The sequence below is a fragment of the Paraburkholderia phenazinium genome, assembly GCF_900100735.1.
Taxonomy (GTDB): Bacteria; Pseudomonadota; Gammaproteobacteria; order Burkholderiales; family Burkholderiaceae; genus Paraburkholderia; species Paraburkholderia phenazinia.
In genome coordinates, this window is sequence record NZ_FNCJ01000002.1 from 496,671 (window position 1) to 510,846 (window position 14,176).

A 14,176-nucleotide genomic window follows, 5' to 3' on the forward strand; every position below is an offset into this window, starting at 1 on the left:
GGCTAAGCCCTCAATGTGTTCACTCCCAGATCTGCCTGCGCAACTCTGCCGCCGCGATGTCGTGGTAACTCTTTTGCGGTGCATCGTGCTCGGAGCATCCGACGAGCGTAAGCGCGCTGACAAACGGTACCCGCCGTTCTCTCGCTGCGTGGTCGGGCGCGAAGGATCGCCTCCAGCCGCACGGGAATGGGCAGTCCTTCCTCCACGCGTTCCGCTGCTTCGAGCAGGTAGTCGAGGTTCGAGACCGATTCGCCATCGCCTTCCTCCGGCAGGTCGTTGCGGTCTGTGCGAATATCGAGCGCACCCACACGCTGCCGGCCCACATTGAGCAGGTAGGTCGATTCGGGCAGGCTGTTAGCGGGTACCCGCGGACGAGCCTCAATGAGCCGGCGCCCCCAGGCATCGGGCGCGGCGTCACGAATTCCACCGGAGATCGGCGGCTCGAGTGTGCCCGGAAACATGGGGGCACCGGGCGCGGCGAGAGCCGTGTCCAGCGAGAGCGTGACGGGGTCGATTTCGACCGCGTTGGCGCGCCTCGCGTACTGCAGACCGTAGGTGAACGACGATGCCACCAGTTCGTTTCCCTGCTCGGTCATATCGAGCAGGCCGGCCGGTGCCCACTCGTCGCCAAGATGAGCGAAGACTGCCAATCGTTTATCTGTGTGTGCCATCAGCGATCCTGCGCCGTCAGCGATTTGTGTCAGAAGTCCAGCTCGTCAAGATCCTTCGATGAAGGCTTGTTTACCCGCCGCTGCCGTTCGCGAAGCGATTGTGCCTTTACCGACGGGTCTTCTTCGGAGAGCAGGCTCGCGAGCGTCATTCCTGGCGCGATGGCGTCGAGGTAGCGAAGCAACTGACCAAACGCCACACCGGGATCTCCCTTTTCGATCCGGTACGCGGTGTTTCGTGACACGCCTGCACGCAACGCGGCCTCTGATTGCTGGACCCGGCGCCCAACCCGCAGACGCGCGAGCCGCTCCCCGAGGTCCCGCGCCTGCAGCAGGACGGCCGCACTCGCAACGGCAGACTGGTCAATTTTCATGTGCGTAAAATCGAGCTTAATGGGCTTTGTGAGCGAAATTACGAACATAGTGTAGAGGCGGCCGCCCAAATATCAAGTTGCCATGCATCTAAAATCGATCATAAATCTAGTTATGCTCAATTTGACGAGCATAAACTCTTCAGGTCAACATAGGCCCTCCGCACGCCCTTTACGGGCGGCGGAAGGCATCCCAGTGCCGAAACTCGCGCGCCTCGACAACTCACCTTAGCTTCGCCGTGGATATGGATTGGTAGATATCTTGGTACCGCTTGAAGCCAGGCTGATCGAGAATAGGGCGCTTGCGCGGGGCCGCCCAGACCTACCCACAGGCCCTTGCGGTCGAATTCACCTCACCGAAGACCCGCGACCGATAACCATGGAATCACAGCAAACCAACCCCATCCGCAGTGAGATCGACCTGGATTCGAACGGCAAGCATACGGGCTACCTGCGGCTGCCTCATTCGGTGCACCGCTCGGCGTACGGCTGGATCCCGATCCCGATCGCTTCAATTCGGAACGGCGACGGACCGGTGGTGTTGATCATGGCCGGCAACCATGGGGACGAATACGAAGGGCAGATCCTCGTCTCGCAACTGATTCGCGAAGTCGACGCAAGCATGGTTCGGGGCCAACTGATCCTGTTGCCGATGGCGAACTTTCCAGCTGCGGAAGCGGGGCTGCGCACGTCGCCGCTTGACGGCGGCAATCTGAACCGGACCTTTCCAGGTGACCCGGCAGGCACGCCGACCGAGTTGATCGCAGACTACATCGAGCATAGCTTGCTCGCGCGTGCCCAGTACCTGATCGACCTGCATTCCGGCGGCAGTTCGCTCACGTATCACGGCGCCAACATGCTTGCGATCGAGCCACGCGACGCCGATGAGGCCGTGCAGTTACGCGCGCTGCTCGCGGCGTTCGGCTTGCCGAAAGCGTTTCTGCACCCGGCGAATCCGGTTCACGCCGCGACAGCGGCACGTCGTCAGGGGGCGATCTCAATCTTGACGGAGCTAGGGGGCGGCGGCACCGTGCAACCGCAACTGCTGCGTGAAGCTCGCCAGGGACTGCTGCATCTGCTCGGCTTCATTGGCCTGTTACACGGACCGCTCCTGCCTGACAGCGCACCGGGCAGCACTCGCTTCATGCGGGTGTCGGGGTCCCGGCACTACGTCTATGCATACGACCGCGGGCTATACGAGCCCTTGATAGAACTGGGCGAGCAGGTGAGTGCAGGGCAACCGGCCGCGCGAATCCACTTTCCCGAGACACCGTTGCGCGAACCGGTGACGCTGCACTTCGCAAGCGCTGGTGAGGTAGTGTGCAAACGCGTGCCCGCTCTCGTGCAACGTGGCGACTGCCTGTTGCATCTCGCCGAACCAGTCGATCAATAAAACAGCGATCTGTCCGCGATAGTGACTAAAGGAATCGACTCAACTGACGGACTGCTGTTATCGCTGCAACGCACTTCGAGCCAATATCCTTATAGCTATTGCTTGGTTAGCGTTCGCATGACTAAACGTTATCGTCACGTTCATCCTGTGCAAACCGAACCATCTTGAGGACCGAACGTCGTTGCGTTCGGCCCCGCGACGACCATGACCTACAGCATCCACGACACCACCCCATTGGCCGCAAACGCGAAGCCGTTGATCGATGCCTTGCAGATCGAATACGCCACACGATACAGCGAGTATCGACGCGATAACGGCGCTGCGGCCGCGGAGGAACTCGCGCGTTATCCGGCGGCGCTGTTCGCCCCACCCGAAGGCGCGTTTCTGGTGTTGATCCGCGAGGGCGAGACGATCGGTGGCGGGGCGTTCAAGCGCTACGACGAGCGCACGGCGGAGCTCAAGCGCATCTGGACGCGTTCTGATCTGCGCCGCCAGGGGCTGGCGCGGCGGGTAGTGGAGGAACTCGAGATCCGCGCGTTACGGCAGGGATATAGCCGGGTTTATCTGACCACCGGTTTCAAGCAGCCGGAAGCATGGGGACTCTATATCGATTCCGGCTATGCGCCGCTGTTCGATACCCGTCTCGATCCTGAAGTTCTGGTGCAATTGCGCTTCGGCAAGGATCTGCTTGAACCCGGGCGGATCGCTACGCTTGAAGACCTACGGGCAACCGAACCGGCGGTGCCCGGTGTTGAGACAAAATAAAGTTGTCTAATGCATGCGTTGTCTCCCTCATCCCGCGAAATCGTATTTCAGTTCGAGGTAGGCACACTGCGGGCACCAATGTAGAGCAACCGCTGCCATGTAGAGAGACCGGCTCCTCATTTATGCCGCTCCGTATCGAGTTCGAGATTGCGCTGCGCAGCCGTCAGCCTGACCGGGTCGGTCTTCTTCCATTGCGCTTTCGGAATCAGTACCGACCACTCGGCGTTGGCCGTGTCACGGAAGAACGCCGCCACGCCCACAAAGTTCGCCTCATCGCCAATCGGTTCCGATATCTTCAGCGTCTGGCCCGGCCCCAGCGTCACATCCCGGCTCCAGACTGTCGCCGCCTTCAGCGCATCTGTACCCGAGAGCAGTTGCGCATAGGTCGCCGTCGCGAAGGGCTTGTCATCCTTGAGCTGATAGATGCGCAGCACCACTGGCAGCGATGCATCGCGCGCATCCTGGTTCAGCGCGCCGCGCGCTGTGATGACAAGGTTCATCTGCTTGACCTTCGTCTCGAATACCGCTTTCGTTGCGCTCACGGTGCCATCTTTCACCGACTGCCATGTCCCGCACGCGCTGAGCGTCAGCGCGAGGCCCACGCCGAGCGCGTCCCGCATGATCCTGGTTCTCATCAAAATGGCGCTCCCGTGAAATCGGTACGCGGATAGACCGTCTCCTGGCCATCGATGGCCAATACCAGTTGCATGGAAGACTGCAGGGCCGTGTAGCGCCCCAGGAAGTGGTTCAGCACGTCGCCGAACAGCACGGCGTCGCCCGGCCCGGCGAAAGCGCCTGCGTCAAGGTCGACATGGATGCGCACGACCCGCAACATGTCGCCGCGCCGCAGGACCTGGTCCTGGGAAAAGCGCACCGTCCGGATCGCGTCGATGCGCTGGGGGACCGCGTCGTCCGCTGTCCAGTCGTAGAGTTCGAGCACCTCGCGCAGTGCGGGAGCACCTTCCCCGAGCATCCGGTTGAATTCGTTCATGCCGTTCGCGGTGAAATGGCCCAGCGCGCGCCACTCGTAGCCCGGGTAATAACGCGGCGGATACTGCGGCAGGCTCGGTCCCGTCAGGTTGCGCACCGACGCGATGCCAGTGAAGCCCGACACAGCCTCGGTGATCGTCGCCTCCGAAAGCGCCAGGCGCGGCAGGCGTCCGTTGTTCGCCAGCGCGCGCACGGTCAGATGGCGGTCCGGCTGCGGACGGTCCTCGTCATCCTCTGCGTGGCGATACGTCCCCGCCCAGAGCTGCCCCGCCAGTGTTACCCACAGTTCCCGTCCCACTACGCCGTAGCGCGTCTCGGTATGGAAGTACCGCTCCGGTTTCTCATAGCGCAGCAACCAGCCACGATGCCGGAAACTGGTAAACGCCTGGTAGGCATGCCGTGCGCTGCCCTCCGGATCGGCGGCGGTCACCGCCAGCACGTCATACGGCTCGACATGATCCGCCAGGACGGCCTGCGCGCGCACGCGGTGCTCCTTGTCATGCCAGTCGGCGGGCTGCAGCGGCCGCGCATCGACCTCGAACAGGTTGATCACGGGTGTGCAGAAGAGGCGAAAGCTCTCCCGGCCCACCGGCTGGTCGCCGGGCATGCGGGCATCCAGTTCGATCTCAAGGGTCATCCGCGTTTCCCCCGCCGGCACCCTCGCGCTATCGAAGCCGCACAGGTCGACGAAGTGGAACTTCTGCGGGAACACGAAATACTCCAGCAGCGTCTGCTCGCGGTCGAGCTGCTGGTTGCGTTCAGCGTTCGTGACCGGCCACAGTCGTGTCGACGGACCGAACCCCGCCGCCTCGAAGTGCACGCCGGCCAGCGGCTCAAGTGCGCCGTCGCGTATCGACGACAGGCGCAGCCCGATCGCGGCAACCTGGCGCGTGAGCGCCGCGTATAGCGCGGCGGCGGCGGGCCGGTCACCGTGCAGGTACAGGCGGATGCGCGACAGGTCCACGTGCTCGCGCTGGTCCCCGAACCAGAGGCCCAGGGTCAGGCGGATAACGGTGCGTCCGTCTGCGCGCACCGCCAGCACCGCGTCCTCGACCGACAGCGGCAGCAGCTCGACCGCCTGCGTCGTGCGGAACGGGCACTGTACCCTATCGGGACCAACCGGTGCCGAGCGCACTACGGCTCCGGCAGGAATCTGCGCCGTGGCCGAACTCCTGCGGTTCAGGGGCCTGCATTCGATAATCGACAGCGAAGGGATCGCCCGCGCCATGTGTTCATAGAGGTTGTCGAGTAATCCCGCGGTCACCTCCGGCATCGCGTCATCGAGCTTCATGCGGTGCCGGGCCACCAGGAACGCAAAGGCTTCGTTGACCGCCCGGACCTGATCGCCCTCCTGACCGTACTGCATGCCCATGCGGCGCGCGGCGTCGGGCTGGTCGCGTGCGAACTCGCGGCCAGCCTCACGCAGGTAGCGCATCTCGGCGTCGAAATATCTCAGGAACGGATTCCCGCCGTCCTGCTGGAACGATTTCCACGGTGCAGTCATGGTTGCATCTCCGGTGGCAATGGCGGAAGGGACGGCAGGCCGGTCAGCACACCGGCGCGGCCCGTCACGAAGATGCGCTCCGGCATCTGGAAGCCGCGCAGCTTCAGCAGGTCGAGCGGCCCTGCACCCGCCTGCGCGCGCAGCACGTAGTGCAGTGGTGCCGTCGTGCTGTCGGTTGACTGCGTATCCCCGCCAGTCGCCCCGGCATTCCAGACCAGTTCGTAGCGCGTATCGTCGAGCGGCTTCACCTGGGCTTTCTCCAGCATGCGCAGGAACGCCCAGTCGCCCGTGGCATCGAACGCGACACGCAGCCCCGCGTTCAGGGTCTGCCAGGTCAGCGACGCATGACTATCCAGCCCGTTGCCAGGCCACCCCAGCGGCGTCCAGGTTTCCTGCTGGTTGAAATAGACGACCTGATGCCCGTCCACCGTCAGTTCCGTGCGCGTCACGTCCGGCGTCGGTAGCGGCATGAGCTCGAAGTGATAGGCGGCTTCGCCCTGTACATAGAGGTGCGCGGCCATCGGCCCGATGAGCCGCAGCATGGCGAGGAACTTCGGATCGAACTGCAACGACTGCGGCGCGAGTTCGTTCGGCACCCACTGGTCGCCCTGACGCTTGAGCACACCGGACAGCTCGACCTCGATAAAGCGGTTGACCAGCCCGGTATCGGGCCGCACATAACGGCCAAACTCGGCGAAGGACGCGTCAGCCGTCGTCGGCGAGAACGGATACCGTGAGGCGAACAGCGACTGGAAGGGTGCCGCCACGCCTGCGCGCCATGCATTGTTCAGGCTGGCAGCGGCGGGCTGGAGGACGGCCTGCCAAGCGGCGTCGAGCGGCTGCACGAACAGGGTCTGTCCGAAACCTGCCCACTGCGCGCCCAGGCTCGCGGCGGTCAGCGCCGCGTCGTCACGCGCCTGCGACAGATCCGAAAGCTTGCCCTGGAACACCGCCTGCGCAAGGGCACGCGCCATTGACTGCGCGTCCGGGCTCGACTGGATCTGCTGCAGCTTCAGGCGCACGGTCGTGTCGGCCGTCAGCACACGGGAAAGGCTGACGCCACCGGGCGCAGCGGTATTCGTGGCACTGCCATTGGCCGCCTGGCTGCCGCCCGTGGCCGGGCTTGCGTCACCGAGCAGCGCCAGCAGCGGGCCAAACGACTTGTCCAGCGGGTTGACCACGAGCGCCTGCACCTGGTCACTGTCACCACCACCGAGCAGCCCCTGCGCCTTGCGCACCAGCGTATCGGTCAGGGCCTGCAATGGACGGCCCGCCTCGCCCTGGTGCTGCACCGACTTCATGACCGCCAGCAGCGGCGAGGTCTGCGCATTGGTCAGGCGCGTGAGCTGGTCGACCACACCGGAGAAGCTGGTGGCCGGAATCCACTGGAAGCTGTTGAGCATGCTCGCCCACGCGGCGGTGTAATCGCTGAAGTAACGTGTGCGCAACCGCTCGCGCAGATGATCGGTGTCGTGCTTCGCGTCGAGAACGGCACGCGCCGAGCCGATCACGCCCTGGACCGTGGTTGCGTTTACCTGGGCAGACGGACCGTCGTCGGTCAGCACCCAGTCTCCCTCGACGTGCTGCTGCTTCGCGGCGTCATCGATGGCCTGCTCGATAACGCCTTCCCACGCGGCGCGCGTAAAAATGCCCGGCACGGTCTGCGTGGTCGTGAAAAGCCCCTGCGCATCAGCGCCGGCGAGCAGCGTGGCAAGCGACACGTCCGCGTACTTGCCGTGCGCCGCATCGAGAACGCGCTGGTACAGCACATCGTCACTGCCCGCCAGCCCGATCTGGTTGACGAGCGTCGAGCGCATCTGGGTGACGAGCGGCATCGACGCGCTGATCCGCCAGGCAGGATGCGCCCTGAGATGTTCGGCCCAGAAGTCCGCCAGTTGCTGCGAGGTATCGAGCCATTCTCCCGCGCGCATACCGGCGGGCGCGGGCCATACTTCCAGCAACTGGGTCTTGAGGAACGACGCGTCGGCACGCGACGGGGTGGCAAGCATCAGGTACGCCTTGAGGAGGTTGTAGGCGTGCTGCTGCGCGTCGTGGCCCTGCTGCTCGTCGACGCGGACCTGCGAGAGCTGGGCGAGCTGGCCTTCCAGTGCCTGGACGACCGGTTGCATCAGGTTACGTACGGCCACCGTCTGGTACGGCTGCCACAGCGAATCGAGGATCTCGTCGTTGTGGTTCAGTCCCGCGCGCAGGTACAAGGGCACGCCGTGCTGCTGCCGGTATTCGAGCGTCTCGATCTCCTGCTGCAAGGCGAGTTGCGCGCGCAACGCCGCCGGCGTGCCTGGGGCAGCTGGGAGCGTGGCATCGACGCTCGCCTGTACGTCGTGGATCAGATGCCGGTTGCCGATAAACGAGACCGTCATTGCAGCGCACCAGCCGATCGCCGCGACCATCATGAGTGCGGCCAGCGCGTTCGGCCAGTAGAAGCCGACCCGGCGACCGTGATGATGGCGCACACCGCGGCCGATCTCCTGCCAGGCAGGCAGGAGCGACGCGGGCTGCACGCGCAGGGCTACGACAGTGCCCGCGTTCGTGGCGGAACCAGCCGCCATCGCTACGGCGCCATCCACTGCAGCGGATGGCGCCTGGGGGGCTGTTGCATCTGCCGCGATTGGCACAGGGACCACACCCGCGAACGGAAAGGTGGGGGCGAACATCACGCCAGCCAGCGGAGCCCGGAGCCACTTCGAGGCAATGAGCGCTTCCCAGCCCGTCACAATGCGCTCGCGCTGCTCGCCGATGTAGGCCGAAACCTGCACGAGCCAGGTGATCCATTCCGGCTCACGGCATAGTTGCACGCCGCTGTCGGCCGTCTGCTGCTCAAGGGTTGTGAGCTGGTCCTTCAGTCCTGCGGCGGCATGACTGGCTGACTGGCGCGCGGAACCACGCACGACGGCGCCGACCGCATCGAACCGCTCGGGTTGTCTGCCGGTCGCGGGCACCGCGTGCAGGAATGTGACGGGCGCGGCCCACCCGAGGTCGGACGCGATCCCGGCGAGCGTACGCGCACGCTCTGCGTCCGGTCGGATTCCGTCACCTGTGCGCTCCACCTGAACCAGGCTGTCGACCGGACGCCTGCTGCGCAACTGCTTCACCTGTCTGCGCCACAGCGCCGCGTCGATGCCGTCCGGCGCCGCGTGCACGAGGATCACATCGGCCACGTGGATGACGCCCGCCTGTTTCAGGCCCGGCGCGACCTCGGCGATCAGTTCATCGCTGCCGCTCACCATCAGCCACGGCATCCGGTAGCGCCAGAACCAGCCGTGCGCGATATGCAGTTCCTCGTACAGGCGTTGCAGACGTGCGTCGCGTTTCAGCGGTTTCGATGCTTTCGTCTGGTCGCCAGTCTCCCTGCGAAACAACCGTCCGGCGACGGCGTACGCGCCGATAAAAAACAGGATGAGGTGAATGGCGACGACAACAATCAGGGCGATAAGGATGGCGATCACCACCCGCATGCGTGCCTCGCCGGGCGCGAGATCGAAGAGATCGCCCCGGAGCCACACAAGGCCAGCCGCGACGGTGGCGGCGATCAGGGCTGCGACCAGCAGCCCCCAGAGCGCGAGGCGTCCAGATGGCGCAGACTCCGCCACGTGAGCCGGGTCAAGCGGTCGCAAGTTCAGTTTCGGATCGGTCATGCAGGGAGTGTTCAGGCAACGAAGGATCCTTCCCAGGTGCGCCAGGAAGGACGTGAAGAATGGCGGACTGCGCGCCATCGATGATCAGTTGAGGGCCATCCGCTGCGCCGCATTCGACGGCGGCCGCAACGGCCAGCCAGCCGCTGCCGCTGCCAAAATCGCCAACGATGCGGGCCGGCTCGCATTGAGCCTCGCTCTTCGCGATTGCATCCAGGTTCGCGATGCGCAGCCCCCGGTTGCATCGTTCGACGGCGCGCGTGATCCATGCGCGCGTCACGGCGGCGAAATCGACACTGCCCCATATCACGGAATTCGCGAAGCAGTACTCGATCTCGTCGGCCATGCCCTCGACGGGGCGATGCAGCCTCGCCAGCACCGGCACCTCTTCAGGCAGGCGGTAGAAGCCGGCATCGAGCAGCACGGCGAGACAGCCCTCCGTGCTGCCAGCGGGAGGCTGTTTTTCGTGCCATGCCGTTGCGATCACGAGTAGTGGCCGTGCCTCGCGGGCGTCGAGCCAGGCGTCGGCCACGAGCAGCCCTTGCGAAGCGGGCACCGCCTGTACGGCAAGCGGCGGCAGGCCGGCCAGTTGCAGGGCGTCACGCACCTGCTGCTCACGCAACGCTTCCTCGCCGGGTTCGGCCAGCACCCGCACCTGCGGCCAGTGGGCAGATTCGTAGCGCGTGAGCGCGTGCAGGCTCGCGGCGACCTGTTCGAGCGCATCGGCGATCCTGAGTGCAAGCTGGGTAATGGGCCTCTTCGGAGCCGCGTCGACCACACCATCGGACCCGCTCTCCGCAGCCAGATCTCTCGCGTCGGATTCGTCGAATGTCTGCGGCAGATCATCGAAGCGGCAATGCTCGATGACACCCGGGCCTGTGCGGGGCTGCTGCTGCCGCGGCAGACGCACGGCGGCATTGATCACCTGTGCAAGCGTCTGGCGGTTCAGGGGCAGACAGTAGCCGACGCCCAGCACCCGTAGCGGCTTCTGCGCGACACGGATACGCTGCGCCAGCCAGCGGCCGCGATACGCGTTGCGGTGGTACGCGCGATACCACATGGCCTCGTAGCCAACGCGCTCGATCGCGAAGAGCAGTCCGAAAATCCCGTTAGGAATACCGATGACATAGAACCAGAACCCTGCGCCGCCTGCACGTTCGCCCTTCGGCCACAGCAGCAGCGCGATAGCGGCTCCGAACACGGCGCAGGCCAGCCAGATGCAGAACCACCACGGCCAGAAGCGTGGGCGGTGCGGATAGGCACTAGGGCGTCCCGCCTGAGAAAGTTCGACAGGCATTACTCGAAGTTGACGTTCTTCAGGGACGAGATCAACCGGCAACCACATGCGCAGCGATGGTCGTGCAGCGCGAACAACTTCTGGTCACGGTCGGGCAACTTGGCGGCTCCCTCGTCAATGGCGGTCGGGCCGTGCAGGTCGCAGACCGCCTCGTCGCCCTTGCGGGCCAGCGGCCTGCCCATGAATACAGCCCATGGCGAGCACTTTCCAGTCACTTCGCCGCCGTGTTCGAGTTTGTCGCCTTTACGGATTGGGGATTTCATCGTTGTACCTTTACTTGCCGTTTTAACCGTTACTGGAAGCCAAATGATTCGTGGCACCAGGTTCGATTAAATTATCTGTTTTGCTTGAACGCACATTGAAAAAATCGACGTATCCGCAAAGTGACAGCGGTGCACATCAAGCGAAACAAAGTGGGTTGATGCTTGTCGGAAATGCAAAAACGTCAAAACCAAGATAATAAACTTCAATCTCTCATTTTGATTTAGGAGTGGCATGATATCTTTTTTCCAGCACCTTTCGAATCGATTCGGCGTCTTTATACTGTGCATGCGTAGAGTGGCCATCTCGAAAACTGCATTCACATTGATCTACAAAGGGCGCACTCGCGTCACTCTGCAATCCCGCGAAAACAGCGCCTTTTTGAGCGCTTCCAGTTAACTTGTAGATATATCCGTCGTAATATTCTCCGCCGTAATCGTAATGATTGAGCGGAGTTCGTACTAAAATTATGACTTCCCTCTCTTTCGAATCATGATCTGCGTTCGCAAAAAAGACAGTGGCAATCCCTGGTATACCGTCATCTTTTACGTAACGATCGAATAGCTTATCGTGCCAGAGATGATTTTCGTCAGCGAACAATAAATGTGCATCCAACATGTAAGGCCGATTGTCTTTCGTGTAACCTGGCTCGTCGGACGTGTTCATCACAAAGTAGATGTACACCCCTTGCATCGCCGGTGCCGCGTCAATGATCGGTAGCTGCAGTTTGTGGCTCGCGTCGGTGCGAGCACTCACTGCAGCCTGAACTTCCACAGGAACGTCGGTTGCGCAGGCCTGCTGCACAAAGGACAGAAAAAGCAATATCAACAAAAACTGTAATGTAAAAAACCGTCGATTATTCATAACAACAAAGCCTCTATTAAATTCGACATGAAAGGCTGTCCCAGCCAGCGAGTAAAAGCAGCGAAAGGAGTCTGAGACAAATCGCGATCACCCCTCCTTCTGACGTTCCAATGTGCTATCTGCTTGCATATCCGGTGCTTCGCCAAGGATGAAGTAGGTGTAACGAAAGAACTGCTGACGTGCTGGCAAGCCGCCCGCACCACCCACCAAGCTAAAACAACCCTGGACATCTGTGTTGCTCGAGCCATGGTCGGCTTTTCTGTTAATACGAGTCTTAACCCAGAAATAGCCAGCAGAATCCGCAGCGGTTTCCGCATCCGCTTGCAGAAGCGTCGGGTTGGGATCGGTCGTAAAATCCTTGTCGCGATATTCTCCATATTCGCGATAGCTTTTTCGCCATGTAAGATGAATCAAACCGCGACCGCAGAAACGAGCACCATCGCCCGGCTGAGTGTTTTCACCGGCTACGGCTTTCTTGTGAACTTCGCCGGGGCGCTGGGCTATGTATGCGGCACGATCCCGATTTTTTAGGAAACCGAGATTCTTAAGCCAATTGTACTTGTTATCGAAATCATAGGCAGCATCACTAGCGGTATAGTTTTCATACATTTTCCGGAAATAATCCGCGTTTCCGTTCTCCCTTGTTGAGCATAAAGCCCCCGTCTCCTTGAAAATCTGTCCAAGAAAGTGGGCCTTCCGGAGACTACTATTAAATCCATATTTGAGAAACATGTGATTGAGTGCCAGCCACATGCCTTGGGGTGATTGCCCCCTAGCATCGCTGTTGCCCTCAGTAAATCGCTTCTTACTCTCAACCCACGATATTTGGCTGCCAGCATCAGATATCGAATTACGAGGCAGCAGTTGAATCTGCTCTTGCAGGCTCAGCCAGTCGCACCTCCTGAAATGCCGGATGAACGCAAGCGGATGGAAGAACCAGAGCTTTTGCCCAGCGGGCAAGCCGGTCTTGTCCCAGAACTGGACCTCCTTCAGGTACTTGAGGAAATCGTTATAGCCTTGCATGTTGCCATCGTAAAACTCCCCCTTGTCGAGCAACTTCGCATAGCGCTGTTCGTTATGCGTGCTGTCCCATTCGCTGGGCGCCTGACAAACGAAGCCGCGCAGTTGGTGGCGTACCTGTTCATTACTCTTCAGGCTGAAAATCGCATCAGCCTTCGCTGCTTCCGTTGTTTGCGGTTGCTCCAAGGCAGTTTCGTGATTATTCCAGGCATCGTTCAGCAGCTTCTTTAAGGCACCCACATCGCACAGTCCGTCGCTGCCGAATGGCGTATTGCTGTCGCTCACCTTCTGCCAGCCCATGAAGGACAGGAAATCCGCGTCCGAGAACTTGTGGATGTTTGCGTCGTTGATATCGATGTAACCCACCTGGCCCGAAGCCCAGGTGACCTTCATCCACGTCACGCGCACATCAGCAGCCAGCGTTTGGGGCGTGGACAGGATGCGACCAAAACGCAGCAGCTCGTAGCCGTCACTCGGACACGTCGGGTAAAGCGCGGTGGCACGCTTGTACAGATCGTATTCGTAATCGGCTTCGGGCACCGGCTGTGACGTAAGCAGCGTGCGGGTACCGTCTGCCTCGACCGTCCAAACGTTGGTGTACTTCGCGCCTTTGCCGAAGTAGGTCTCCACAAGCAGCGGCAAGTTGTTCGAGCCCGCCTGCCCAAGCTCGAATTCAATGCCATGCAGCTTGTGCTTTTGGTGAGCATCAGTAACGGCGCCTGTCGGCAAGCTTAAAAAACTCCTGCCAGCCGGAATGACGAAATACGCGTGCCCCCACCAGTCGGTGCCGGCCGGTGGCGTGGGCGTCGCGTTGCCGAGTTGCGTATGCCCGAAGTACGCGTCGAAATCCGCCGGCATCATGAAGATTTCGAAATGCAGATGAGGCATGCCCTCGTACTGTCCGAGCCACCCCAGCACATCCTTGCGCTTAACCTTGTTGCCTTTCCCCGGTTCCGCAGGCGGCACCTGCGCAGCGGCATCACCGGTCGGCATGCGCAGGAACTCCGGCATCTCGTTGGCGTTCGCGCTGTGCTGCTGATACTCCACCAGCGGAAGCAGATGCATGTAGAGCGAATAGAACGTCAGCGGGCGGCCATCGCCGGTCTCGGTCGTGTGTTTGAGCAGCACAAAGCCCGTATGGCTCGCGCCACCGTCAATCGCGTGCTGACAGACCCGATAGGCAACGACCTCGCCATCGGCAATCGCATACACCTTCCCCTTTGTGTCCGGCTGAAGATGCACGCCACAATGCCAGCGCCGGTCGAAGGCGATCGGGTAGACGCCGTGTGCACACTCGAACTTGTCAACGGCGTCCATCATCGGATCGGGGTTCGTGCCGGTCGGGGCTGAAAGACCGGCGTCGGGCAGAAACGGTGGGCTGATGATCATG

General features: G+C 61.9%; 11 protein-coding genes. 2 read left to right on the forward strand and 9 right to left on the reverse strand.

Annotation, left to right across the window (positions count from 1 at the left end):
• Positions 1-2 precede the first annotated feature (2 nt).
• Positions 3-671: a HipA N-terminal domain-containing protein gene (locus tag BLQ92_RS06025; RefSeq protein ID WP_143016516.1), complete on the reverse strand. Its 669-nt coding sequence runs from the start codon at positions 669-671 to the stop codon at positions 3-5.
• 29 nt (positions 672-700) lie between these two features.
• The gene (locus BLQ92_RS06030; protein ID WP_090682965.1) at positions 701-1,042 is read right to left on the reverse strand and encodes a helix-turn-helix domain-containing protein; all 342 of its coding nucleotides are present in this window, start codon (positions 1,040-1,042) and stop codon (positions 701-703) included.
• 376 nt (positions 1,043-1,418) lie between these two features.
• Here BLQ92_RS06030 and BLQ92_RS06035 point away from each other — a divergent pair, with 376 nt between their 5' ends.
• Positions 1,419-2,432 carry a succinylglutamate desuccinylase/aspartoacylase family protein gene (locus tag BLQ92_RS06035; protein ID WP_090682537.1) on the forward strand — a complete coding sequence of 338 codons (1,014 nt, stop codon included), beginning with the start codon at positions 1,419-1,421 and terminating at the stop codon, positions 2,430-2,432.
• A gap of 204 nt (positions 2,433-2,636) precedes the next feature.
• Positions 2,637-3,197 carry a GNAT family N-acetyltransferase gene (locus BLQ92_RS06040; protein ID WP_090682539.1) on the forward strand — a complete coding sequence of 187 codons (561 nt, stop codon included), beginning with the start codon at positions 2,637-2,639 and terminating at the stop codon, positions 3,195-3,197.
• A gap of 116 nt (positions 3,198-3,313) precedes the next feature.
• On the opposite strand, the gene tssJ is transcribed toward BLQ92_RS06040, so the two are convergent.
• From tssJ to BLQ92_RS40580, 7 genes are all read right to left on the reverse strand, one after another.
• Positions 3,314-3,832 (reverse strand): type VI secretion system lipoprotein TssJ, encoded by a 519-nt coding sequence (gene tssJ / locus BLQ92_RS06045; protein WP_090682540.1) that lies wholly within the window; start codon positions 3,830-3,832, stop codon positions 3,314-3,316.
• Entirely contained in the window at positions 3,832-5,691 is a 1,860-nt protein-coding gene (gene tssF / locus BLQ92_RS06050) for a type VI secretion system baseplate subunit TssF (RefSeq protein ID WP_090682542.1), read from the reverse strand. Before tssF ends, tssJ begins: the two co-directional genes overlap by 1 nt.
• Positions 5,688-9,347, reverse strand: coding sequence for an ImcF-related family protein (locus tag BLQ92_RS06055; protein WP_090682544.1), 3,660 nt, complete (start codon positions 9,345-9,347; stop codon positions 5,688-5,690). The genes tssF and BLQ92_RS06055 overlap by 4 nt, the downstream gene beginning before the upstream one ends.
• Entirely contained in the window at positions 9,313-10,641 is a 1,329-nt protein-coding gene (locus BLQ92_RS06060; protein ID WP_090682545.1) for a hypothetical protein, read from the reverse strand. Before BLQ92_RS06060 ends, BLQ92_RS06055 begins: the two co-directional genes overlap by 35 nt.
• Positions 10,641-10,904 carry a PAAR domain-containing protein gene (locus tag BLQ92_RS06065; RefSeq protein WP_090682547.1) on the reverse strand — a complete coding sequence of 88 codons (264 nt, stop codon included), beginning with the start codon at positions 10,902-10,904 and terminating at the stop codon, positions 10,641-10,643. Before BLQ92_RS06065 ends, BLQ92_RS06060 begins: the two co-directional genes overlap by 1 nt.
• A gap of 211 nt (positions 10,905-11,115) precedes the next feature.
• Positions 11,116-11,766, reverse strand: coding sequence for a hypothetical protein (locus tag BLQ92_RS06070; RefSeq protein WP_090682549.1), 651 nt, complete (start codon positions 11,764-11,766; stop codon positions 11,116-11,118).
• Positions 11,767-11,853: 87 nt separating this feature from the next.
• Positions 11,854-14,175 carry a M23 family metallopeptidase gene (locus BLQ92_RS40580; protein WP_244106084.1) on the reverse strand — a complete coding sequence of 774 codons (2,322 nt, stop codon included), beginning with the start codon at positions 14,173-14,175 and terminating at the stop codon, positions 11,854-11,856.
• Between the last annotated feature and the right edge of the window lies 1 nt (position 14,176).